The 23,685-nt window shown below is 55.9% G+C and carries 18 protein-coding genes; 11 read left to right on the plus strand and 7 right to left on the minus strand.

The features are described 5' to 3' along the window. Positions 1–70: 70 nt before the first annotated feature. The gene (gene priA, locus ACO2Q8_RS04445) at positions 71–2,602 is read right to left on the minus strand and encodes a replication restart helicase PriA (protein ID WP_423343577.1); all 2,532 of its coding nucleotides are present in this window, start codon (positions 2,600–2,602) and stop codon (positions 71–73) included. Between the two features lie 334 nt (positions 2,603–2,936). On the opposite strand from priA, the gene ACO2Q8_RS04450 reads away from it, so the two are divergent. The 8 genes from ACO2Q8_RS04450 (at position 2,937) to ACO2Q8_RS04485 (ending at position 11,372) form a co-directional block, all read left to right on the plus strand. Further along, a complete protein-coding gene (locus ACO2Q8_RS04450; protein WP_423343578.1) occupies positions 2,937–4,799 on the plus strand; it encodes a protein kinase domain-containing protein in 1,863 nt (620 codons plus the stop codon). A gap of 109 nt (positions 4,800–4,908) precedes the next feature. Further along, positions 4,909–5,610 carry an FHA domain-containing protein gene (locus ACO2Q8_RS04455; protein WP_423343579.1) on the plus strand — a complete coding sequence of 234 codons (702 nt, stop codon included), beginning with the start codon at positions 4,909–4,911 and terminating at the stop codon, positions 5,608–5,610. A 104-nt stretch (positions 5,611–5,714) separates the two neighbouring features. Next, entirely contained in the window at positions 5,715–7,151 is a 1,437-nt protein-coding gene (locus tag ACO2Q8_RS04460; RefSeq protein WP_423343580.1) for a hypothetical protein, read from the plus strand. A gap of 52 nt (positions 7,152–7,203) precedes the next feature. Then, on the plus strand, positions 7,204–7,884 hold the full coding sequence (locus ACO2Q8_RS04465; protein WP_423343581.1) for an FHA domain-containing protein: 681 nt from the start codon (positions 7,204–7,206) through the stop codon (positions 7,882–7,884). 14 nt (positions 7,885–7,898) lie between these two features. Further along, positions 7,899–9,476, plus strand: coding sequence for a protein phosphatase 2C domain-containing protein (locus ACO2Q8_RS04470; protein ID WP_423343582.1), 1,578 nt, complete (start codon positions 7,899–7,901; stop codon positions 9,474–9,476). Positions 9,477–9,500: 24 nt separating this feature from the next. Then, positions 9,501–10,253, plus strand: coding sequence for a caspase family protein (locus ACO2Q8_RS04475; RefSeq protein WP_423343583.1), 753 nt, complete (start codon positions 9,501–9,503; stop codon positions 10,251–10,253). Between the two features lie 27 nt (positions 10,254–10,280). Then, a complete protein-coding gene (locus tag ACO2Q8_RS04480) occupies positions 10,281–10,898 on the plus strand; it encodes an RNA polymerase sigma factor (protein WP_423343584.1) in 618 nt (205 codons plus the stop codon). A 33-nt stretch (positions 10,899–10,931) separates the two neighbouring features. Next, a complete protein-coding gene (locus ACO2Q8_RS04485; RefSeq protein WP_423343585.1) occupies positions 10,932–11,372 on the plus strand; it encodes a hypothetical protein in 441 nt (146 codons plus the stop codon). A 73-nt stretch (positions 11,373–11,445) separates the two neighbouring features. Here the strand turns inward: ACO2Q8_RS04485 and ACO2Q8_RS04490 are convergent, their stop codons facing one another. Beyond that, positions 11,446–11,820 (minus strand): DoxX family protein, encoded by a 375-nt coding sequence (locus tag ACO2Q8_RS04490; RefSeq protein WP_423343586.1) that lies wholly within the window; start codon positions 11,818–11,820, stop codon positions 11,446–11,448. A 137-nt stretch (positions 11,821–11,957) separates the two neighbouring features. Here ACO2Q8_RS04490 and ACO2Q8_RS04495 point away from each other — a divergent pair, with 137 nt between their 5' ends. After that, positions 11,958–12,323 carry a winged helix-turn-helix transcriptional regulator gene (locus ACO2Q8_RS04495; RefSeq protein WP_423343587.1) on the plus strand — a complete coding sequence of 122 codons (366 nt, stop codon included), beginning with the start codon at positions 11,958–11,960 and terminating at the stop codon, positions 12,321–12,323. Between the two features lie 125 nt (positions 12,324–12,448). Here the strand turns inward: ACO2Q8_RS04495 and ACO2Q8_RS04500 are convergent, their stop codons facing one another. From ACO2Q8_RS04500 to ACO2Q8_RS04510, 3 genes are all read right to left on the minus strand, one after another. Beyond that, positions 12,449–14,254 (minus strand): protein kinase domain-containing protein, encoded by a 1,806-nt coding sequence (locus ACO2Q8_RS04500; protein ID WP_423343588.1) that lies wholly within the window; start codon positions 14,252–14,254, stop codon positions 12,449–12,451. A gap of 109 nt (positions 14,255–14,363) precedes the next feature. Beyond that, positions 14,364–16,250, minus strand: a complete 1,887-nt coding sequence (locus tag ACO2Q8_RS04505; protein ID WP_423343589.1) for a monovalent cation:proton antiporter-2 (CPA2) family protein — start codon at positions 16,248–16,250, stop codon at positions 14,364–14,366. 9 nt (positions 16,251–16,259) lie between these two features. Next, positions 16,260–16,850, minus strand: a complete 591-nt coding sequence (locus ACO2Q8_RS04510; RefSeq protein WP_423343590.1) for an NAD(P)H-dependent oxidoreductase — start codon at positions 16,848–16,850, stop codon at positions 16,260–16,262. A gap of 251 nt (positions 16,851–17,101) precedes the next feature. Here ACO2Q8_RS04510 and ACO2Q8_RS04515 point away from each other — a divergent pair, with 251 nt between their 5' ends. Beyond that, positions 17,102–18,130 (plus strand): YpdA family putative bacillithiol disulfide reductase, encoded by a 1,029-nt coding sequence (locus tag ACO2Q8_RS04515; RefSeq protein WP_423343591.1) that lies wholly within the window; start codon positions 17,102–17,104, stop codon positions 18,128–18,130. A 20-nt stretch (positions 18,131–18,150) separates the two neighbouring features. On the opposite strand, the gene ACO2Q8_RS04520 is transcribed toward ACO2Q8_RS04515, so the two are convergent. Together ACO2Q8_RS04520 and ACO2Q8_RS04525 are read right to left on the minus strand one after the other, a co-directional pair. Next, on the minus strand, positions 18,151–20,088 hold the full coding sequence (locus ACO2Q8_RS04520; RefSeq protein WP_423343592.1) for a metallophosphoesterase: 1,938 nt from the start codon (positions 20,086–20,088) through the stop codon (positions 18,151–18,153). 160 nt (positions 20,089–20,248) lie between these two features. Continuing rightward, positions 20,249–20,626, minus strand: a complete 378-nt coding sequence (locus ACO2Q8_RS04525; RefSeq protein WP_423343593.1) for a hypothetical protein — start codon at positions 20,624–20,626, stop codon at positions 20,249–20,251. Positions 20,627–21,283: 657 nt separating this feature from the next. Between ACO2Q8_RS04525 and ACO2Q8_RS04530 the strand changes: the two genes are divergently transcribed. Continuing rightward, entirely contained in the window at positions 21,284–23,677 is a 2,394-nt protein-coding gene (locus ACO2Q8_RS04530) for a family 78 glycoside hydrolase catalytic domain (protein ID WP_423343594.1), read from the plus strand. Positions 23,678–23,685: the final 8 nt, after the last annotated feature.

Below are 23,685 nucleotides of genomic sequence, written 5' to 3' on the forward strand. Positions count from 1 at the left end.
GGAAACCCATTCGCTCACCAGCGGTACGCGATACAATTGTGCCGCTGGTGAGCGAACTTTTTTTTATATTTTACAAACAATCCACATCGGCCACCACCGTCACGGCTTTTAAACCCTTGTCGCTCAGCAATTCGTTGATTTTTTCCTGAATGAACACTTTGGCCGCTTTCGGGCTGATGGTGCGTTCGAGTTTGATCAGAATCGTGTACAAAAACTGGTTGCGAATCCGCTCGACCAGCGGCACCTCCGGCCCCAGCACCCGCGCCGAACCGAGTTTCTCGGTCAGTTGATCCACCAGCCGCTGGGCCGCCTGCTGACTAACGGTTTGCTCGCTATGCCGCACCGTGAGCTTGATCAGGCGCGAAAACGGCGGGTAGTTGTAGTTCTGCCGCTCCACAATCTCTTCCTCAAACAGCCCTTTATAATCGTTTTCCAGCACCCGGAGCAAAACCGCCTGTTGCGGATTGCTGGTCTGGATCAGCACTTTACCCCGCCGGTCGGCCCGGCGACCGGCCCGGCCACTCACCTGCGTGATCATCTGAAACGCCCGCTCGACGGCCCGGAATTCCGGGTAGTGAATCATCCGGTCGGCGTCGAAAATCCCGACCAGGCTGACGTTACCGAAGTCCAGCCCCTTGCTGATCATCTGCGTGCCGACCAGAATATCGACGTTGCCGCCCTCGAACTCCGAAATAATCTGCTGGTAGGCGTTTTTGGCCCGCGTCGTGTCCAAATCCATCCGTTGAATCCGGGCGTCCGGAAACACAATCTGCAACTGGTCTTCCAGCTTTTCAGTCCCAAAACCGATCGTTCTGACCTTCACCGACCCGCAGGCCGGGCAACTTTTCGGCACGGGATCTTTGTGGCCGCAGTAGTGGCAACGCAGCTCGGCGTCGCGCATGTGGTAGGTCAGGCTCACGTCGCAGTTGGGGCAGCGGCTCGTCCACTCGCAGTCTTCGCATTGCAGGTAGGGCGAATATCCGCGCCGGTTTTGAAACAGAATGCTCTGCTCCTTTCGCTCCAGGTTATGCTGGAGGTGTTCGAGCAAGACTGATGAAAACTCATTTTTCATCTTCTTCTGCTGCCGTTCAATCCGCGTGTTGACCAGCACAATGTCAGGCAGCATCGCATCGCCGTAGCGTTCGAGCAGTTCGACCAGCCCATAGCGGCCCTGCTGCGCGTGGTAATAGGTTTCAACCGAGGGTGTGGCCGAGCCGAGCAGCACCTTGGCTTTTTGCCAGTGGGCAATCATCATGGCGACGTCGCGGGCGTGGTAGCGCGGGGCCGGGTCGTGCTGCTTGTACGACGTTTCGTGCTCTTCATCCACGATAATCAGCCCCAGGTTGTCGAACGGCAGAAAAACCGCCGAGCGAACGCCCACCACAAACTGGTATTGTCCGGACACGATGCCTTTCCAGACCTCCACTCGCTCGTTGTCCGAAAACTTCGAGTGGTAAATGCCCATTTTATCGCCGAAGACCTTTTTCAGCCGAACCACAATCTGGGTCGTCAGGGCAATTTCGGGCAAGAGATACAACACCTGTGAACCGCTTTCCAGCGCGTTCTGAATCAGGTTAATATACACCTCGGTTTTGCCGCTACCGGTAATGCCGTGCAGCAGCACAATGTCTTTTTCGTTGAACTGGCTCAGCACCTGGTCGCAGGCTCGTTGTTGAACCTCAGTCAGTTTCACTTCTACGCTGGGCGAATTATCGTCGCCGAAACGGGGCACAATCACCTCAAACGTTTCAAACACCTGATTTTTGATCAGCGTTTGCAACGACGACTGCGACACCTCGTCGTCTTGGTTCAGCACGGTTTTGTCCAGCCCTTTTCGATTCAAAACCGGGTTGGTGTGTACCGGTATGTGGCTCAGGTATTTCATGACCACCTCTTGCTGCTTCGGCGACTTGTCCAGTCCGTTAATCAAGGCTAGCACCTGTTCCCGGCTCTCATACCGCTCCGTCAGCCGGACCTTCCGGACCATCTTCGGCACGTACTTTTCGCGCACCTCATCAAACACGATCACCGCCCGTTTCCCGACCAGCGATTTGATCGTCGTCGGCACGTTCGTCTCACCCACCAACCGGCCCAGTTCCTCGTACGAGAGCGCCGGGTGTTTCTTCAGTTCGTCGAGCAGCCGCGCTTCCTCGTCCGTCAGCAGGTCGGGGTAATCGAAATCCGGGTTGTACTGCACCTTCGACTGGCTCGTGATTTTCAGTCCCGACGGCAGGGCCACGTTCAGCACTTCGCCGATGTTGCAGAGGTAATACTCCGCCATCCACTCAAACAGTTCGAGCTGGTAGGCCGTCACCAGCGGGTATTCATCGAGCAGTTCCAGAATGTATTTAGCCTGGTAGGTGCTCGGCGGCTGGTGGTGAATACGCCCCACAACGGCCGTATAGACCCGGTTTTTCCCAAACGGCACGATCACGCGCGCGCCCACTTTCAGCCGATCCACCATATCGCGCGGGACGCGGTAGGTAAACAGCCGCGGAATCGGCACGGGGATGATCAGGTCGGCGAAATAGGTCGTTTCTTCCGCAAATGAAAATGTCAGTGGCTGCGCTTGCACAAAGAGATACGGCTGTTGGTACAGCAAGTTAACAATTGTCCCGGTATGTTCCGTTCAGATCGGCCCGGGGCCATCCCGAGCTTTATTTCTGATGCCGCTATTCAGTAAAATCGTTAGTACTAACTATTGTCCGTTCAGGCCCCAACCAGGAATTTGAGGTGTTTTTTTAGGCTCGATTATTTACTCCGCCCGTTGGCACCCCTCGAACAAGCCCAAAATTAAAGCAATGAAAGACAGACACATAAGTAGGTCTTATTTTTTAAAAGAATAGTCAATGACATTTGACCGGGAAGCTTGATGAAATCAATGACAAGGCCAGTTGCGGCTGATCATAATCTTCACAGCTCTTACTTCAGTTCTTATGCAAACGCAATTTCTTTCTTACAAGCTAAGCCAGAAACTAGGCGAAGGTGGCATGGCAACCGTCTGGTACGCCGAGAATCTTCTCGGAAAACGCTTTGCGATTAAAGTGCTTAAGCCCGGGATGGAAGCCAAGGAAAAACTGGCGGAACGATTCCGGCTCGAAGCCAAAATGATGGTGAGTCTGGAACACCCGTCCATCCGCCAGGTGTTTGATTATCACGAAGATGGCACCACGATGGCCATCATCATGGAGTACCTGGAGGGCGAGGATCTCGGTCGGTATCTGATCGAACAGGGCCCGGTATCCGAGTCGCAGGCCATCCAATGGTTTGTTTCTATTCTGGACGCCCTGGCGTACGTTCACGCGAAAAATTACATTCACCGCGACCTCAAACCGTCGAACCTGTTTCTGACCCGCGACCAGCAGATCAAGGTGATGGACTTCGGAATCGCCAAACTTGTCGATTCCAACCTGGAAATGACCGATACGAATACCCACATCGGTTCCCCGCAGTACATGAGTCCGGAGCAGATCACCACGCCAAAAGCCATCGATTACCGAACCGATATTTACTCCCTGGGCGTTACACTCTACGCGCTTCTGACGGGCCGAAAACCGTACGACGATTCGTTTGGTTCGTCGTTTACCGTTCAGGCTGAGATCGTTAAAAAACCGTTGCCGTGGATACCGGGGGTTTCCGAGCGTACCAATGCCGTCATTCAGAAAGCGACCCGCAAGAATCCCGCCGACCGCTTCCAGAGCTGCGCCGACATGAAAGACGCGCTGACCGGCCTCAAACCCGTCGAATTCGACGGAAACGACCAAGACGAAAAAACCTACGTCAAAGCCGACCCGAACCACCCGAACCTGCCCCCCGATGTCCGGAACATAACCGAACAACCCGCGCCGGTGGACCCGCCGAAAACCGATGCTCCTCACCAGACGGACGTTAACCGCCGGGATGTGGTCCCCAAACCCCGCCCCCTGCGGAAAGCCCTGCTGATTGCTACCGGCGTACTCCTCGTTGGCGCGGTCCTGGCCGGGCTGTGGGTCCAGAACGTGAGACGCGAAATTGCAAAGGGGGTCGAACTGGCGGGCAAAGGTGAATACACCGAAGCGTTTCATCTGATCTACGAAAACCGCGAATCGTATTTTATGACGCCCGAAGCCATGAATTACCTCGGGTATATGTACGGAACCGGGCTCGGAACGCAGGTAGATTACACCGAAGCCCTGCACTGGTACCGAAAAGCCGCCGAGCAGGGGTATTTGCTCAGTCTAAGCAACATTGGCGTGTTTTACCGGGATGGGCTGGGCGTTGAGAAGGATTATCAGATGGCCCGGGATTGTTTTGAACGCGCGGCCGCCGGAGGCATTGCCCGCGCCAAGTACAACCTCGGCGAACTATACGCGAACGGATTCGGCGTCAGCCAAAATCACTACGAAGCCGTTCGGTGGTACCGGGATGGCGCGGAAGACGGCGATGTCGGGGCGCAATTCAAACTCGGATTGGCCTACCAGTACGGCACTGGGGTGAACAAGGATTATTCGCTGGCCGAATACTGGTATCGGAAAGCCGCCCGGCAGAACTACGCCGACGCGCAGAATTCGATGGGGGTACTCTATTACTTCGGGTACATCGGCGGCAACGGAGTCGATTACGCAACTGCCCGTTTCTGGTACGAGAAAGCGGCCACCCAGAATAACGTGTATTCGCTCTACAACCTGGGCTACCTCTACGATTACGGACAAGGCGTTGTCCGCAACTGGTCGGTCGCCGTCGAGTATTACAAACGGGCCGCCCGACTCGGCAATGCCGACGCCCAGAAACGCCTGAGAGAATATTTCATTCGCTGGTAAAGAATAGGTTTAAGGTTTGAGGTTTAATGTTTCAGGTTGCTTCGCCCCGCCATCCCAAACGTCAAACTTCCAACCTTAAACGTTAAACCATAAACCTTAAACCTTACCCATGAACCCCGATGCGCTGAAGCAACCGGCCTTACAAGTGATTCGTATCGGAAAAAACAAGGACAACGACCTGGTGCTCGAAAAACCGGGTATTAGCCGTTACCACGCTAGACTGACCCTCTACACCGATTTTCTGGGATTGCTGGAAGACTTAGGCTCGACGTACGGAACGGAGGTAGACGGCCGCCGGATCGTCCAGAAACTCATCACACCCAGCAGTTTGGTCGTGCTGGGTACCATCGTCCGGTTGGATGTGCAGGCGTTGTTCGACCGCGCGAAGGCCCCTTCACAGCCCCGCCCTGTGTTACCGCCGTCGGGACTGCCTTTGGTTAATCAACCCCTTCAACCGCCTGCCGGAGGAGCCAGGCCGATGGTTTTTGCGGAGGAATTCAAGCGGCTGAGTTGGCATTTTGAACAGTATACGGTCGCTAAACAGGAAATTTTAACCGGTGATCCCAAGAAAAAAGCCTGGATTCGCGTGGCCATTGGCTGGGTACCCTACGCCGGTTTTCCGCTGGCAGCCCTGATCGACGCGTACGTGTTCAATACCAGTGAACGGGTGCAGGTTCTCGACGAAGCCTTCCGACGCGACTACAAATGTCCCAATCCCAACTGCCAGCAATTTTTAGGGTACGTTCCTTTCACCGACCTGCTCAATCAACGGCAATGTCGCTACTGCAAATGCTTGTGGGTCAACCCCTGAAAATTCAACTTTTTTTTACGACAGCACTGACATCCCCGGCCCCCGCCGGATAAAGAAGTAAATACCAAGCTAAACGTATCTGACATTCTAAATGCATTTTAACCATGGACCCGATTTCCAATTCTTTCGATCAGCCTACCCAAACCGGTAAAACAGGCGGCAAAAAACTGACTCGCCAACAAAAAAGCCTGATTTACAGCGGGCTTGGGGGAGCCGTCTCACTGGCCGGTGGCAGCGCCCTGGCCTGGGGCATGAGCCAGGATGGCAAGCCGAACCAAGAACATCCCAAGACCGAAGCCAAACCGACCGACGAAACCGCTTCCAGCCTCGACAAACCCAACACGTCCGCCGAAGCATCCGCCGACAGTACGAAAGTCTCGGCAGCCCCGCAGCCCGAAGTCGCTTCCCGCCCCAATTCCGCCCCGGAATCCTCTGCCGCCAATGAATCAACGCCTGCGAACGAACCCACGGTGGCTACGCACGTTACCGACGAAATGTCCTTTGAAGACGCCTTTAAAACGGCCCGGCAGGAAGTAGGCCCCGGCGGCTACTTCGAATGGAACGGCCATCTGTACAACACGTACTATAAAGAAGAATGGGAAGCGCTGTCGCCGTCCGAACGTGAGGAGTACACGGCCAGCGTTTACCACGACGATCCGTCGTCCTCGTCCTACACGACGGCCAGCAACGAGACCAGCAAAGCCGACATCCGGGTCGGTGAATACCAGGGCCACACCGTTGCGCTGGGCGATGCCGATCGCGACGGCGATGCAGAAGTGATCGTCTTCGACGGAACGACGGGGGCTATCGATAAAGACAACGACGGCATTATGGAAACCCGCGTTGAACTTGATCCAAACACCCACGAAGTCGTTAACCAGACTCCACTGGCGACCACCTTCGAAGCACCGAAAATGAGCGATCTGCAAACCGGCCCGGCCAGAGTGACGACGGCCAGCACCACCGGCGAGGGCGAAATGGAAGTACACCATACGCAATACCAGGGCCACGACGTCATTTTGGGCGATACCAACCACGACGGCGACGCCGAGGTGCTTATCGTCGACGGGGTCCACGGGTTTGTCGACAAAGACAACGACGGCATCCTGGAAACCCAGGTCGAACTCGACCCCACTACTCAGGAGATAGTTGGCCAATACGCAATGGCAGAAGTGTTCAATGCGCCCTCCATGCACGCTTTTGACACGCCCCAACCAGTGGAAACCGACAGCCCGACGCAGGAGGTCGAAGTGGTCAAGACGACGATCGACGGCCAGGAATTCAACGCGAGCGATCTCGACAACGACGGGTATGTCGATATCGTCGTCGCCGAAAACGGCCTCGGCGCGGTCGACCGGGATGGCGACCACCGGTTTGAGACGGCGATTCAGATCGATATGACAACGGGGGAAGTCGTGGCCACGGCGCCGATGGAGCACACCTACGAAGTCCCGACCATGGACAGCATTTCACCGGTGGAGAATACGGAAGTAGCCCACGACTTCGACAACAACGCCGACGTCAGCGAGTGGGTGGCTTGATCCCACACGGCATCCGGTATCTCGTACCCGATTCTCTTCCGTTGCAATTGTCATGAACGTTCAGGAACTCACGCTCACCTGCGGTAATCCGGCCTGCCGGGCCCGGCTTACGGTCCGGGTCAAAGTCCCGACCCAGGCCAAAGAGGTCAAATGCCCGAAATGCGGCTACCTTAACCCTCTGCCTCCGCTTTCTGCACCCCAACCACCCGTGGACGACGAGGGGACACTGCTCCAGGACAACGAAAAAACCTGGATTCAGAATGCAGACGCGACCAAACCGACCCTGCCCGAAGTGCTGGGATGGCTGATTGTTCATGACGAAAAAACGTCGGCGCAGACCTTCAACCTCAAGCAAGGTCTCAATACCGTCGGCCGGGTTTCCCAAAAATCTCCATCGGACCTGATGATTCAAACCCAGGACCGGTACATGAGTCGGCCGCACTGCACGATTGAAGTAAAAATCAACAAATTGGGCCAGGTGGACTATGTTCTTCAGGACGGTGCCCGCCAGCCCGACGGCAGCCGGAAAAACAGCCAGAACGGCACCTTCCTCAACGGCCAGGAGCCCGCCCTGCACCCTTCCGAGCAAATTTACCTCAAAGACGGCGACACCATCCAGATCGGCGAAACCAAGGTGGTTCTGAAAACCTACCAGATGTCAGAATCGCTGCAAAAGGCACACCGCCAGGTAGAAGGCTCGGATTACACCCGCACCATTTTATCGTTCACCTAAAATCGACCCCTGTTATGAAAGTATCCATTCACCCGCCTTTGGGTTACTCCTACCTGGGTGGACGCAGCAACAACGAAGATGCCATCTTTCCCGGGGCTGAGGAGGCAACGCGCCACCAGCCGTGGTTTATGGTGTGCGACGGCGTCGGCGGAGCAGCCCGGGGTGAAATAGCCAGCCACATTGCCACCGAAAGTTTCAACGACTATTTCATTCAGAATCAGCCGGACGTGCCCACACCCGCCTACATTCAGTCGGCGCTTGACTACGTCCAGGCCCAGTTTGACGATTACCTAAACCGGCATCCGGAGGCCCAGGGCATGGCAACGACGCTCACGTTGCTGTACCTCCACGAAGCCGGTGCCACCGTGGCCCACATCGGCGACAGCCGCGTGTATCACCTTCGCAATGGCCGGGTTATCTGGCGCACCGAAGATCATTCGCTGGTCAATCAACTGCTGAAAGCCGGGGTCATTTCGCAGGAGGAAGCCCGCGAGCACCCGCAACGGAACGTCATCGAACGGGCCATTCAGGGCAATACCAAACCCGTCAAAGCCGCTGTGCAAGTTCTGAACGACATCCAGCCCGGCGATTATTTTTTCCTGTGTACGGACGGGGTGCTGGAGCGCGTCAGCGACCAGCTTCTGGAGAACGTCCTCGGCGGACAGGCATCCAACGAACAGAAAAAGCAAACCCTGATCGACTGCTGCCAGGGGAACACCAAAGACAATTTTTCGGCGTATCTGATTCAGATCGAAACCGTCAGTGGGGAGATTCCCGACGCGTACCTGGTTCCCCCGCCCGTGTACGCCCGGCCCGAAACCGTACCAGACGAAACCGTCGCCGTGGTGGCCGTCGACGCGAAGCGGACGCTGCCGGACCCGGTTTCGTCCCCCCGATCGGTTCCGGGCAAACCTCCCGTTGCCAAACCCGCTTCGGAAGAGCCTAAACAAACCGGGCATCCCGGCACCAACTCGTTGTTCCTCCTGCTGACGGTGGCGCTGATGGCCGCCATTCTGACGATGGGCGGAACGTACGTGTACCGGCACTGGACCCAACCGACGCTTACCACGGAACCGGAACAACCCGTAAAAAACCAGGATCAGCCCCCCAAGCCGGGTAACCAGCCGCCGATCCGGGTGCCGAACCCGGATAAAAACCCGCCCCCGAACATCGAGGCTGTCGAAGGAATCACCCAGGTTTTGGGCGGAGATGATGCCCCCCTCAAAATCACCCGGACGCTGTTCAAGAAACCGACCAAACAGGGTTGGATCCTGGTCGATGCCAAGGATCAGCCCATCAACCAGCAGGTCTACGCGGAAATTCGCGAACCCAGCGACAAATTCATTGCCGTCCGGCAGAAAAACAAGTGGGGCTACCTAACCCTGGAAGGAAAAACTGCCATTGTCTGCCAGTTCGACGAAGCCAGCGATTTCGAAGGCGGCAGGGCCCACGTCGTCCGGAACGGCGAGCCCTACGAAATCAATAAAACCGGGAAGCGCGTTGCCGTCCTGGACGCCAAAACGGAAGCGGGTCAGGCAGATAATCTTTCGAAAAAACTCGTCTCGACGCGGCCGGCAGCGACCCCAATCTAATCCCTTATCAACTTTTCTACGGCTATGAAATGGTTCCTTTTGAGTGCCTGGATCCTCACAGCGATTACCAACGCCCGGGCTCAGCAAACGTACGCGGTGGTGCTGGGCGTAGCGGACTACGTCGGGACGCAGAATGATTTGCACTATGCCGACGCCGATGCCCGGCTTATTACTCAGTTTCTGCGCAGCCCACGCGGAGGCCGGGTTCCGGCTAGCCACATCGTCACCCTGACCAACAACGAGGTCACCCGTGTCAACGTCCTGCGGGCGTTCCGGGTGTTCGAACTGGCCCGGCCCGGCGACCGGATCATCTTCTACTTCTCCGGTCACGGTCTCGATGGCAAGTTTTTTACCTATAACGGCCAGGAACTGCTGCATCAGGAGTTGAAAAATGCGTTCCGCCGGTCGGCCGCCAAAACCAAAATCGTCTGGGCCGACGCCTGTTATTCGGGCAGTATGAGACGGAAAACAAAGGTCCGGCTGGTATCGAACCCGACGTATCGCCAGTTGAACGACCCGTCGCTCAACATCATCGTGATGGCGTCGTCGCGGTCGAGCCAGAGCTCGGCCGAATACAGTTCGCTGCGACAGGGAGCGTTCACCTTCTACATGGTGAAAGGTGCCGAAGGCGCAGCCGACAAGGACCGCAACGGGGTGGTGACCATCGGCGAACATTTCCGGTATGTGTACCAGTCGGTGCGGAGTGTGTCCCACAATACGCAGATTCCGATCATCTACGGCAAATTCGCCGACTCCCTGCCGGTAACGGTTTTATAACGTCCCTTTTCACCGAAATCAGTCTGAATGACGCCTATGCTTCTGCCGACCAATCCATGCAGTGCTTTCCCGACCGATGAGTCACTTTACGCCGGTTTAAAGAACGGGGACGACCGGGCCTACGCCTGCCTGTACGCCCAAACGTTTCGTTCGTTTACCCACTACGTGCAAACCCACCAAGGAACGATGGAACACGCCCAGGATGCGTTTCAGCAGGGAATCGCCGAATTTTACATCGCCTTGAAATCCGGCCGCTATCAGTTATCGCCCACCGCTCGCTTAAAAAGTGTCCTTTTCGAATTTTGCAAGCGCAAGTGGCTGAATGAGTTACAAAGTGCCCGGCACCGTCGCACGCAGGCGCTTGATGTTTACCTGGACCCCCAGGATGACGATTCGTCAGATGAACTGATGACCTTTTCCGAAAATGTGAACCGCGTCAATCACTTGCTTCAACGAATGGGCGAAAATTGCCAGCGAGTCATTGATTTGTTTTATATTCAGGGAAAACCGCTGGCGGAAATTGCCGTTATCATGAATTATACCCCCCAAACCGCCCGTACCAAGCGGTACGAATGCACGGAGCAACTGAAAAAGCTGTTTTGGGGGAAAGAGAAAAATCAGTCGTTGGTCAATCGCCGTGTTTAAGTGAATCCCAACGGCTGGCAACTGTTTACAACCATGACTTTAACTGAAGCAGAATTCGACCGCATCGAGGCCTTTCTGGCAGGCACCCTGCCGCCCGATGAACAGCGGCAACTGGAAGCGGATATGAACCAGGATCCCGACCTTCGGCAGGCGTTTGAAGAACACCGGGTAATCTGGGAAGGACTCCATGTCCCGGTGGCGGTCGCCTATTTCCAGGATTTGCATGAGCAACTGGAAGAACAAGGCTTGCTGGACGCGGACGACCTCTGGGTGGAAGCCGAACCCGCAGATGACGAACCGGAGGTGTTCGTAGCTGACGATTCAAAGGCCGATCCGGATGAATCCGCACACCACATTGAAGTAGCCATTCTGGCTGAACCTGATCCGGAAGTTCCCCCCAAAGCCGGCGAAGCCCCGAATGAGTGGGACGCTGATCTGCTCCACCCCTACCCTGAAGATTCTGACGAAGAATAAAACCGTTATTTACACCCCAAAGACCAGATGAAGGAAATAGTCTGGTCTTTGGGGCGTATTTCTGTAGGCACCCTCAAACTCGTCCCGGCAACGACGACGGCAGAAAGATTGATTTATCTCGCAGAAAAGCGCCAATCCAGATCAGCACCAGCACCATGATGGCGTTGGTCACAGGTCCGCCGTGCGAAAGTTCGGCGGCAATAGCACCGGCAAAATAACAGGTTAGCAGTAAAAAACCCACTTTCATGGTCTTCGGATAGATGTACAGAGCCGCAAATGTAATTTCCATGATCCCCAGCATAGGAATATACGGCCCGACTCCGGCTTTGGTCAGCACGGCCTTGATTTCGGGCCCACCACTTAGCTTCATAATACCGCTCATGATAACCATTCCAATGGCAATCACATTGAAAATGAGCATAATCACGCGTTTGATCTTGGTATTCATCGTTTTCAGAAGTTAGGGGCGATCACAACCGATCGCTTTGTGTTGTATCTGCTGCAAAATTACCTACCTTTACTATGCAAAAGATACCACTATCCCGAAGGATACCAGTATCCTTCGGGATAGTAACTGAGCTTCTCATGACGATTCAGAAAAAACAAACGACTTTACTCGACCGGGCCGAATGTAACCAGCATCTGGCGGGTGTTCAGGATGCGCTTTATGTGCTCAATGGCAAGTGGAAGTTGCCCATTATCATTGCCTTAGCGGAAGGGCACACCCGTTTCAAGGAGTTGCAACGCACAGTGAGCGGTATTACGCCAAAGCTGCTTACAAAGGAATTACGGGAGTTGGAAATCAACGAATTCGTCATCCGGAAGGTGTATCCTACCACGCCGGTACGAATCGAATACGAACTCACGCCGTACAGCGACACCTTGCAGCCTATCATTAAAGCCCTGAGCGACTGGGGAAAGCAGCATCGGGCGCGCATTCAGTCCCGGTAGGTGGCGCGATTGACCGGCCTGATTCAGCCGACCCCGGAGCTCCCAAACCCGTACAACCTTTCCCGTGTGCATGGGAAAGGTTGTACGGGTTGAGCGAACTACCGGATTGTTCGTCGGCGGTTTTGCTACACAGCCGCCGGTTGGGAAGCCCGCTGAAAGTGAGTCTCGCCCCAGGCCAGTTGCGGATAGAAAATGAAGGGTAAAAACAGCAAACCGACCGTGAAGCTTCCGCTTTTGCCAAACCGTTTACTCAACAGATTGAGCACCCAGAACATGAAAATGAAATTCACGTACGGAGCCAGCATCAACAACAGCCACCACCAGGGTTTCCCGACAATTTTCAGCAGCGTCAGCGCATTGTAGACCGGCACGATGGCGGCCCAACCGGGTTCACCCGCTTTTTCAAACACCTTCCAAAGAGCCGTAACCCATACGCCAGCCACCAGCAAAAAACCAGTTCCCAGCATCAGCAGTGCCAGTAGCTCCACGTTATTCGAGGTTCGCCGGTGTTCGTAGTCGTAATAATTGTAATTGTAATGGTCATCCGGTAAAAAAGCGCCCTCCGACACCAGCCGCATCAACAGGAAACTGAAAAGCGCCAACCCGAATCCCACGGCAACAATGATGTACACCTGCCGTAAAGCAGTCGGGGCGGTGGCTATAAAATCGGGGGTCGGCAGAATGGCGTCTTTCCGCAACGGGGCCGGGCCAGGGAGCGGCACGGGCGGAGGAGGAACGGGCTGGGGTTCCGGGCGCTCCGGAATCGGCGACAAAAGCTGATAACTGTTACCGTTGAGCACAATCCGGGATGCCTGTCCCTGCTTCCGAACCAGCGCCTGCCGCTCCTGCACATCCGTCACCGAATCGTATTCAACCGGCACCACCAGGTTACCAGCGGTGTTGACCAGCCCCCAGCGCGGTCCCCGCCGGACGGCTGCGTACCCTTCGCGGAAGGACCGTTGCTCATCATAAAAAGGACGTTCAACGGGCGTCGGTATCTCGTTCGAAACCTCAACCGGGGCAGCCAGTCCGGGTTCGGTCTGTGTCGCCAACATCAGCAGCAACGTGTCGGCCGAATGAACCCGCTGATCGACATCCCGCACCAGACACTGCCGGATCATGGCCTGATAGGGTTCGGGAATCTGATTGAACTGCGACGGAATTTCAACCTGGTTAATGCGCTGGATGATTTGCGAACGTTCGGTTTCGGACCCGGCCCCGCTATCGCCTATGAACGGTTTTTGCCCGGTCATCAGTTCGTACAGAATGACTCCGAACGCCCACAGATCGACATTGAAGCGCATGCGACTATTGGCCAGTTGTTCCGGGGCCATGTAGTAAACGGAGCCACCCACGGTCGAATTCAGAAAAGCCGTGGCCGTAGCCGCCATATCCTCCCCCCGAACCACTTTGCTTAAACCGAAATCCGTGATCAGCGGAACGTATTTTCCGTACGGCGTCCGGGTAATCAGAATGTTCTGGGGTTTCAAATCCCGGTGCGCCATGTGGTGGCGGTGCAGGTGCGCCAGGCCGCTCAGGATGCCGCTGATCAGATCGTCTTTCTCGGCCTGCGTCAGGCTTTTGCTGCGCAGGAGGTCGGCCAGGCTGCCTTCCCGGTAATACTTCAGCACGGCCATGTCAACGACGCCGTAGACGGTCGTAAACCGTTCGCAGAACTCATACCGGGCAATGTTCGTGTGGCGGGGCAATTGGTTGGCGAGTTCGACTTCCCGCTGGAGGGACAAATCCCGTTGTTCGCTCCGAACGGGCGACACTTTTACGGCAACCCACTGATTCTCGACGACATCCCACCCTTTGTAAACGGCACCAAAACCACCTTCGCCCAGGCGGCCAAAATCTTCGTCGTGTTCAGGAAAGGAAAGTTTACCCGGGTCGTACTGGTAGCGTTGGCGAAAGTCTTCGTAAGTCATGGGACAAGGCGTTTAATGACCGAAACGGACCAGATCGCGACAATCGACCGTTCGTTTCTAGCTTAATCCGAATGACTTCCGGGATGTCAGTGCCGGGACACAAGTTTTTTTACAGCTTCATTTGCCGGACTTCGTTACGCAGCGTTTCGGGGTCCCAGCCGTCCTCCACGTCTTTCAGCCAGCGGTCTTTGTCGTCCGAACTGAGCAGTTGTTCCAATTCGCGGATGCGTTGGCGGGCACTGGTCATGTATTGTTTCCGATCGTGCCGAACGGCCACCAGCCCGGCCAGGTTCTTCTCGTCGTGTTTCAGAAATAAGCGGGCCGCCCGCTGCGAGGGATACGCCCGAAAACCGAGCATCGTCATCGCATCGACGCCCATCCGGAGCGAGCTATCGACGGTTTCTCGGTAAACGTGAGCGATGCCAGCCTCCAGCAGGTCGTAGGCGTCTTCGCGGTCGGCGGCCCGGACGAGCAGCTTCAGGTGCGGAAAATGCTTTTTGGCGGTTTCGACCAGTTCCAGCACTTTTTCCGGCGAATCGAGCGCAATGATCAGCAGTTTGGCTTCTTCGGCCCCCGCCGATTTCAACAAGTCGTAGCGTGAGGCATCGCCGTAGTACACCTTCATGCCCAATTTCCGCAGAATATCGACCCGGTCGGAATCGAAGTCCAAAACCGTGGTGCCGATCTTGTTGGCCCGCAAAAACCGCCCGACAATGTTGCCATATCGGCCAAAACCGGCGACGATGACGGCGTTTTTCTCTTCAATCACATCCTGTTCGCGCTCCACGGCCTCTTTGGTGCCCAGACGCGGCAACAGTACTTTCTCATTCAGTAGGAAAACCAGGGGCGTCAGGCCCATGCTAATCGCTACTACGGCCGTCATCAAATCGACCACCTCCTGCGACAGAATCCCGTTTTGGGTGGCAAACGAAAACAGCACAAACGCAAATTCGCCCACCTGACACAGCCCGAGCGAAAACAGCAGGTTTTGGTCCGTTTGCAGCCCAAACCACTTGCCCAAACCTGCCAGCACCAGCGCCTTCGCCACCATCACTGCCAGCACGATTCCGATCACCCGCAGTGGATTTTCCATAATCAGATCGAAATTAATAGCCGCCCCGACCGAGATAAAAAACAGCCCCAGCAACAAGCCCTTGAACGGGTCGATGTCGCTTTCCAACTCGTGTTTGTATTCGCTGTTGGCCAGCACCACGCCCGCGACGAACGCGCCCAGCGCCGGGCTCAGACCCACCATTTCCATCAGCACCGAAATAGCCGCCACCATCAGCAAAGCCGTGGCAATGAACACTTCCCGCAGCCCCGTCCGGGCAATGATCCGGAAAACCGGCCCCATCACATACCGCCCGATTAGCACCAGCGCCAGCACGGCCCCCACCACCGCAAACGGCCGCAACCAGCCGGGCAGGCCGTCGAGCAGCGAAGGATGGGCGTGGGCATCGGTTTCGGTCGCTACCGGGTAGGTCGCCAGCAACGGCATGATTGCCAGAATCGGGATCACGGCAATGTCCTGAAACAGCAACACCGCAAACGTATTCTGCCCGGCCGCCGTGTTCATCAGCCCTTTTTCGTTCAGCGTTTGGAGCACAATGGCCGTCGACGACATCGCCAGAATCATTCCCAGCGCCAGCGACGGTTGCCAGGGCAGGCCCGTCAGCATACTCAACCCGCCAGTCAGCACCGCCGTAAGCAGCACCTGCAAACCGCCCAGCCCCAGCACCGGCATCCGGAGTTTCCAGAGCCGTTCGGGTTCGAGTTCCAGCCCCACCAGAAACAGCATGATGATGACGCCAAACTCGGCAAAGTGCATAATATCCTGGCCCTCGTCGCCCACAAGCCCCAGCACCGCCGGGCCAATGACAATGCCCGCCAGCAGATAGCCCAGCACCGAGCCCAGGCCCAGTCGTTTGGCAATCGGGACAAACACGACGCCCGACGCCAGGTAAATAATGGCCTGAATAAGAACAGATTGATTCATACGGATCGGTTACTCAATGATGATTTCGTTCAGATACTGGCGCGTCCGGGCGTCTTCCACGTCGAGTTGGTCGGTGGTGAGCATCCGGAGCAGGCTTTTGTATTGCCGGGCATACTGGTGCATTTCTTCCTCAGTCAGCCGGTGCGTGCCGTGGACCACAAACGGCGGCAGGTAAATCATTTTACACAGATAAGCCGTCTGGTCGAAGGGCGCCAGAAACTGCCGGATCGTAAACCGGTTGTGGCCCTCTTCCTCGTACGCCCGCTGCGGACCGCCGGTGGTGATGGCGTTGAACAGCTTTTTGCCTGCCAACGCATTGCCTTCGCGCCCGTACGCCCAGCCGTGTTCGAGCACCAGGTCTTCCCACTGCTTCACCATCGCGGGCGAGCTGTACCAGTACATCGGGTGGTGCAGGATAATGTAGTCGTGTTCCAGCAACAGTTGTTGTTCGCGGTCCACGTCGATGTCAAAATCCGGATATTCTTCGTACAAGTCGTTGACCGTCACCGACTCCACCGACTGGCAGGCTCCCATCAGGATTCGATTGGTTCGCGATTTTTCCAGCGCGGGATGCGCAAAAAGGATGAGAACAGACGCCATTCGGTACGGGAAAAGAGGATAATCAGCACCGGTTTGCGACGGAATGTAACCGACCGGTTCCACCAAATTTAACCCAAACCTACAGGAAATAAAAACCGGGTAGCCCGATTGGCGGGTAAAACCGCCCGGTTTTTGGTCGTTTAAGAGCGCGTTTTCGGGGAAAATAACCGCCAAACCAAACTTCTTTGGTTAACTTTGGTATTCTTATTTGTAAGAGGATACGATCACCATTGCTCAGCGAGCACCAAACTATGTACGATGTCATTATCATTGGCGGGGGGCCGTGCGGGCTGGCGGCCGGAATCGAAGCGTCGAAAGCTGGGTTGAGCCACCTGATTCTGGAAAAAGGCAGCCTGACCGAATCCATCCGGCGTTACCCGAAAATGATGCGGTTTTTCTCGACCGCCGAAAACATTGAGATCGGTGGCATTCCGTTTCCAATTGCGGGCGTGAAAGCCAACCGTACCGAAGCCCTGCAATATTACCGGAAAGTGGCGGGCTATTTCAACCTGAATTTCAAGCTGTTCACCGAAGTCAAGCACATTACGCGCTACCAGCCTTCGGAGGAGGAAGCCGGAAAATGCGAGGACCTGTTTACGGTTTTCACGACCAACGGCCAGACGTACCAGGCACACAAGGTGATCCTGGCGACGGGCTATTTCGACAAACCGCGCACGCTCGGCATTCCGGGCGAGGATTTGCCGCACGTCACACACTATTACGACGAGCCGTTTCAGTATTCGTACACGAACGTGGTGATTGTGGGCGCGTCGAACTCGGCCGTGGAAGCCGCGCTGGAGCTCTACCGGGCCGACGCCCACGTCACGATTGTTCACCGCGCCGACGATTTCCGGAAAACCGTAAAATACTGGCTCATTCCCGACGTCAAAAACCGCGTCAGGGAAGGTAAGATTCACACCTGGTTTGGCACCTGCGTGACCCGCATCGAACCCGGTAAAATCTGCACGACGAACCTCCAAACCGGCGAAGAAACCGAACTCCCCGCTGATTTCGTGCTGATTCTGACCGGTTACATCCCAGACGCCGAGTTGCTGCGGGAATGTGGCGTCGAACTGAATCCGGAAACCCAGGTGCCGGTTTACGACAAGGAAACCTTCGAAACCAACGTGCCGGGCCTGTACGTCTGCGGCACCGTCATGGCCGGAATTTACACCGAAAAAGTGTTCATCGAAAACGGCCGCGACCACGCCAAAGCCATCATCGACCACATCACCGGCAAACCGGTCCGGAAAGTCGCCGAGCTAATCGAGCGGATTTGATGCGGCAGCGGGCACCCCGCTCACGGTTTCACCCGGTCGGTTTTGTTCAGATCGAGGTAGTCCTTCAGACGGCCTTCCGTATCGTAGATTTTCAGGTTCAGGTGACCGTCGGCCAGCGTGACAGTGCCGTAATGGTAGCCCCGGAAGGCTTTGGCCGTAAACCAGGCCCGGGTGGGCGCAAAATCCTCCAGATTGCCCCCGGCTCCACCCGCCTGTACATATATGATGCCTTTCTGGTAATTGACTTTCCCCTCGCGGATCGGCAACGTCCGGTGGTAGGTGTGCAGGTGGCCGTAAAACACCAGATCGACGCCGTATTTCTCGTACAACGGAATGATCTTGCGGATTTGCGCATCGCCCAGGTCCGTCGACCGCGTCCAGGCATTGCCGTAATCGTCTTCGTCCGGCGAATACGGCGCGTGGTGGTGGGCCACGAATTTCCAGCGGGCCGTCGATTTTTTCAGTTGTTCTTCCAGCCAGATGTACTGCCGACCGCCGGGCGCAAACTCCTTCTCCTCGTTGCTGTTGAGCATGAAAAACTCGGCATCGCCGTACCGGAAACTGTAGTAGGCCCTCGGTTCGGGCAGGGCGTTGTAATGTTTATACCAATAGAGATCGCCTTCGCCGTTGCCCGGCACCGGAAAAAACGGCACCCGGCTCGACAACTGGCGGCTACCGGTAAAAAATTCGTAATTCCATTCAAACTTGTACGGCTGTTCGCCCCCGTCGGTCAGGTCGCCTACGTGCAACACAAAATTGGGTCGCTCATCCCAGAGCAACCGCCCTACCCGGTGGTTGACGTGCGGCCGCGCTTCCGTATCGCCGATTAGCCCGAACGTAAAAGCCACCCCTTCTTTCACCGCCGTACTGAACGTCAGAATGCCCGACGAGATCGTTTCGCCGGTTTTCGATTGGGCTTCAATTTCGTAGAAATACGGCGTCCCCGGTTTCAGACCGGTCAACACCGCTTCCTGAATGTAGCTGCGCACCTTGCCTTCGTTGTGCGTTTTCCCTTCGGTCAGCGGAACTGTGAGCGTGTTGTTCAGGGGCTGGCGGTCACCGTAGCGGATCACCGCCGAGGCTGGCCGATCCGTTTCCCAGACCAGCCGGATGCTCTCGGGCTGCGCGCTGTTCAGGTACGGCCCGGCGTTGAAGTGAAACAAATCCGGGTACAAACGCCCGTCTTCGACCATCTGCTGTAAGTCGGCAAACCGCCGGGCGATGGCCGGTTCGCTCAGCGCCCCCTCGTGAATCCGCACGTTTTTGACCAGATCGCCCCACTGCATATACGGTTCGCGGCCCAGGTAAGCCGCCAGTTCCAGGTACAGCGAATCCGTTCCGGCGGCCGGTTGGGCCACCCGAGCGATCTCACCAATCTTTTTACCGTTCAGGTACAACTGCAAACCGGTTCCGTCGTACGTGCCGACCAGGTGGCTCCAGCGTTTTTTCCAGCCCCGTTCCTGCGTCGTCCGCACCAGCGAAGCCCCGGTGGTCAGGTCCGGTTGTTTGCCGGTAGCTCCGAGTTGCGCCAGTTCGTCGGGTTTCAGCGAAAACACCATCGTCCGGTCGTGGTAGCCGATCAGCCAGCCGCCTTGTTCCGGCCGTTGCCGACTGCGGAGCGCCACCAGGGCACCCACCGGTTCGTTGACGTGATTGAGCAGCCATAGTTCTACGGAGAACGGTTTTCCGGACCGGGCCACGGCGGGCAGCAGGTTCTGAAGGCGATCCGTCGGTTTTTCTCCCCAGAACAGCAGCGGAGCGGTTTCGGTCGCAGCCACGACGGCGGGGGTTTTGGGCGCATCCAGGCGCGGGCCGGGGTAATTGCGGGCGTTCCGTTCCAGCGTGTAATCGGGCCAGAACCACCAGTCGCCCAGCAGTTGGGCGGGCGACGGTTGCGCATTGGACGAAACAGAACGCAAGAAGAAGACGGCCAGGAGGATAAAGCCGAAGGGTTTCATACGAGTGGGTTTTGAGCCCTAAAGGTACGGTTTTCCCTCAGCATGTGGGTGTTAAGAAATTGTGTCGGGAAGTCCGTATTTTGATAGCAGAAATGTAAATTAAGCCCTTCATAACAAGGAATTTACCCTGTTGCGAAGGGCTTTGTTTACGAAGGCAAAACTAGTATAAAGAAACTAGCTCGGCATTTTTAGCGACCACTAAATTGCTGGAATCATAATCAAATCCCAGCGCGGCTTCGCGCAACAGATCTTCGACCGTTGGGTAGGCCCTAACCCGATCTATTGTTTTCCAGGCTTCAAAGGGCAAATGTTCACTCAGATAATCAATGATGGTGTCGGTAACCTCAAATTTCTGCAACAGCCCTTGCTGCAGGCCCGGCGAGCTTACGCCCAAAATATACACCCCGCTGAAAAAATCAGTGAGCGTCTCGACTATAGTGAATGCTTCTACGAGCGGAGTGGATGTGCTGGTTTGGTAGTCCCGGTTTAGCGCGTCGAGTTTTTCGGTTAAGATCGTTACCAATGCTTTTCTATCCATGAGAATACGGTTTTTACGTCCTTCATAAAGTTTTCAATGTGGACCGTATTGGCCGGGGCTGCTTCGTACCTCCGATCAACTCTCCAACCGGTCACATTGTTCCAGGCCGTTAACAGACGTGTGTTTTGGGCTCTTTCTTGTTGAAATATCGGGGACAGTCCAGCAAAAATAAGTAAAATGCTAAGATCGTGTATTTCTAACTGCTTAGGCAAAACCTTGATTCCCAAATGCTTCAGGATGGTACCCTTCAGGGCAATTTCGACGGCAATTCCTCCATAATAGTAAGCCCCGAGAGAAAATTGTTTGCGTATAAAAGTTCAGCTTCCTGTAATCTGGTATTAGCTAATTGTTGAAAATGGTTGTGGACAGACATAAAACATTGTCTTAAAGACAAAAATACACTTCGGCCAGAATTTGATTTTGTGGTGAAACAAATGTACGAAAAGACCAGCAAAAGTTCGACTATACCATTTTTTAAACGTAAGGCTAAAAAATAATCCGCAGTAATCATTGAAGTAAGCTTGTGTCGTCAGTTACCACAAGCTTGCTCACGTTGTCAGGCTTCCCCTCGTTTCGGGTAGCCGCTAAATAAAACCGCCTGGCCCCGCTGCTGAAAACCGGTAAATCCTGCATTTTTGCAAACCAACTAGTTGCCCGATGATGACCCGATTCCTGCTTTCTATCCTCCTGCTGGTTACCACCCTTTCCTTCGCCCAAACGCCCTCGCCCGTAGCACCCGCGTCCCGCTGGCAAACCGACTTCTGGAAGGCCCAGTGGATTGGCCACCCGACGGCCCCGATCCGGGCGTACGGCGTCTACCATTTCCGCAAGAGTTTTGAGCTGGCCCAAAAGCCCGGCCGCTTCGTGATCAATGTTTCGGGCGATAACCGCTACCGGCTGTTTGTCAACGGGAAAGCCGTTGTTGCTGGCCCGGCACGCAGTGATTTGCAGAACTGGAACTACGAAACCGTCGACATTGCGCCTTATCTCAATGCCGGAAAAAACACGCTGGCGGCCGTGGTGACCTACCAGGCCGAATACGCGCCGTTTTACCAGATGAGTTATCAGTTCGCATTCATCGTGCAGGGCGACGGCGATGCCGAGCAGGTGGTCAATACGAACAACACCTGGAAAGTGTACCAGAACCCGGCTTATTCGCCGGTGATCAACGATATTCCGAAACTCCGGACGTACATCGTCGTGGGTGCGGGCGACCGGGTTGCGGGCGACAAATACCCCTGGGGCTGGGAACAACCCGGTTTTGACGACGCCGGTTGGTCGGCGGCCAAACCAGTGGGCTGGCCCGCCAAACCACGTGGCCTCGGCACCGACGGCAACTGGAACCTGGTGCCGCGCACAATTCCGCTGATGGACGAGGTACCGCAACGACTGGCGACGGTCCGCCGGTCGGAAGGCATCGATGTGGACGATGATTTTTTGCAGGGAAAAAACTCCTTCACGGTTCACCGTAACTCCAAAGCCGTCATTCTCTGCGACCAGGGCCACCTGACCAACGCCTTTCCCGAACTGACCGTCAGCCGGGGGAAAGACGCTGTCATCACGCTGGCCTACGCCGAAGCGATGGTGGACGAAAAGCGGCAGAAAGGCAACCGCAACCAGGTGGAAGGCAAGCAGTTGATCGGTTTTGAGGATCAATTTGTGGGCGACGGCAGCAAGCAGAAACGCACCTTCCGGCCGTTGCTGTTCCGGACGTACCGGTATGTGCAGATTACCATTGAAACCAAGGGCGAACCGCTGGAAGTCCACGATCTGATCGGGCACTTTACGGGCTACCCCTTTCCCGAAAAAGCCCGGTTTTCGAGCAGCGACGAGAGTTTGAAGAATATCTGGACGGTCGGCTGGCGGACGGCGCGGCTGTGCGCGGGCGAGACGTATTATGATTGTCCGTATTACGAACAATTGCAGTACACTGGTGACACCCGGATTCAGGCGCTGATTTCGCTCTACGTTACAGGCGACGACCGGCTGATGCGGAAAGCCATTCAGGATTACGACCACAGCCGGTTCAGCGACGGCCTGACGCAAAGCCGCTATCCGAGCGCCGACTTTCAGGTCATTCCGCCGTTTTCGCTGTACTGGGTCACGATGGTGTACGACTACTGGATGCACCGCAAGGACGACAAGTTTGTAGAATCGATGATGCCCGGCATCACGAGCGTGCTCGACTGGCACGAGAAACGACTGGCCGCCAACGGCTTGAACGGCCCGCTCGAATGGTGGAATTTCGTCGACTGGTCGAAATGGGAAGCGCCGGAGGAAGGCATGGGTGGGGTTCCGAAGGGCGCGCGGAAAGGTGGTTCGGCCATTCTGACGCTGCAACAGGCGTACACGATGCAACGGATTTCGCAGGTGTTTTACCACTACGGCAAAAACCAGCAGGCCGAGCATTACCGGGCCGTGGGCATCCGGCTGGCGCGAAACGTCTACGAACGCTGCTGGGATGCCGGGCGCGGTTTGATGGCTGATACCCCCGACAAAACCAGCTTCAGCCAGCACGCCAACATCTGGGCCATCCTGACCGACGCGGTTCCGGCCGCGCAGCAGAAAGCCCTAATGCAGAAGGTCATGAGCGATATCTCCTTAACCCAGGCGACGTTCTACTTCAAATTTTATTTGTTTCAGGCCCTGAAAAAAACCGGCCTGGCTGACCAGTTTCTGCCGCTGCTGCAACCCTGGCGCGACATGCTGGCGATGGGCCTGACGACTTTTGCCGAAAACCCCGAGCCGACCCGCTCCGACTGCCACGCCTGGAGCGCATCGCCGAACTACGAGTTTTTGTCGACGGTTTGCGGCATCAACCCGGCATCCCCCGGTTTTGAAACTGTGGTCATCACGCCGTACCTAGGCACCCTGCAATTTGCAGAAGGGGCCATGCCGCATCCGTACGGCGAAATTGCGGTGCGGTTCGACAAAACCCCGACCGGCGGTTTAAAAGGAACCGTGACCTTGCCCGACGGCCTGACCGGAACCCTGAAATGGAAAGGAAAAACCGTGGCGTTGAAGGAAGGGCAGCAGACGGTGAGTTTGTGAACCTGAAC

The organism is Larkinella sp. VNQ87 (assembly GCF_049445795.1).
In the GTDB taxonomy this organism is placed as follows: Bacteria; Bacteroidota; Bacteroidia; order Cytophagales; family Spirosomataceae; genus Larkinella.

What these genes read in the sequence shown, in the direction of transcription:
- ACO2Q8_RS04450 (WP_423343578.1), top strand. Translation starts at nt 2,937, where the DNA reads ATGCAAACGCAATTTCTTTCTTACAAGCTAAGCCAGAAACTAGGCGAA.
- ACO2Q8_RS04455 (WP_423343579.1), top strand. Translation starts at nt 4,909, where the DNA reads ATGAACCCCGATGCGCTGAAGCAACCGGCCTTACAAGTGATTCGTATC.
- ACO2Q8_RS04460 (WP_423343580.1), top strand. Translation starts at nt 5,715, where the DNA reads ATGGACCCGATTTCCAATTCTTTCGATCAGCCTACCCAAACCGGTAAA.
- ACO2Q8_RS04465 (WP_423343581.1), top strand. Translation starts at nt 7,204, where the DNA reads ATGAACGTTCAGGAACTCACGCTCACCTGCGGTAATCCGGCCTGCCGG.
- ACO2Q8_RS04470 (WP_423343582.1), top strand. Translation starts at nt 7,899, where the DNA reads ATGAAAGTATCCATTCACCCGCCTTTGGGTTACTCCTACCTGGGTGGA.
- ACO2Q8_RS04475 (WP_423343583.1), top strand. Translation starts at nt 9,501, where the DNA reads ATGAAATGGTTCCTTTTGAGTGCCTGGATCCTCACAGCGATTACCAAC.
- ACO2Q8_RS04480 (WP_423343584.1), top strand. Translation starts at nt 10,281, where the DNA reads ATGACGCCTATGCTTCTGCCGACCAATCCATGCAGTGCTTTCCCGACC.
- ACO2Q8_RS04485 (WP_423343585.1), top strand. Translation starts at nt 10,932, where the DNA reads ATGACTTTAACTGAAGCAGAATTCGACCGCATCGAGGCCTTTCTGGCA.
- ACO2Q8_RS04490 (WP_423343586.1), bottom strand. Translation starts at nt 11,820, where the DNA reads ATGAATACCAAGATCAAACGCGTGATTATGCTCATTTTCAATGTGATT.
- ACO2Q8_RS04495 (WP_423343587.1), top strand. Translation starts at nt 11,958, where the DNA reads ATGACGATTCAGAAAAAACAAACGACTTTACTCGACCGGGCCGAATGT.
- ACO2Q8_RS04500 (WP_423343588.1), bottom strand. Translation starts at nt 14,254, where the DNA reads ATGACTTACGAAGACTTTCGCCAACGCTACCAGTACGACCCGGGTAAA.
- ACO2Q8_RS04505 (WP_423343589.1), bottom strand. Translation starts at nt 16,250, where the DNA reads ATGAATCAATCTGTTCTTATTCAGGCCATTATTTACCTGGCGTCGGGC.
- ACO2Q8_RS04510 (WP_423343590.1), bottom strand. Translation starts at nt 16,850, where the DNA reads ATGGCGTCTGTTCTCATCCTTTTTGCGCATCCCGCGCTGGAAAAATCG.
- ACO2Q8_RS04515 (WP_423343591.1), top strand. Translation starts at nt 17,102, where the DNA reads ATGTACGATGTCATTATCATTGGCGGGGGGCCGTGCGGGCTGGCGGCC.
- ACO2Q8_RS04520 (WP_423343592.1), bottom strand. Translation starts at nt 20,088, where the DNA reads ATGAAACCCTTCGGCTTTATCCTCCTGGCCGTCTTCTTCTTGCGTTCT.
- ACO2Q8_RS04525 (WP_423343593.1), bottom strand. Translation starts at nt 20,626, where the DNA reads ATGGATAGAAAAGCATTGGTAACGATCTTAACCGAAAAACTCGACGCG.
- ACO2Q8_RS04530 (WP_423343594.1), top strand. Translation starts at nt 21,284, where the DNA reads ATGATGACCCGATTCCTGCTTTCTATCCTCCTGCTGGTTACCACCCTT.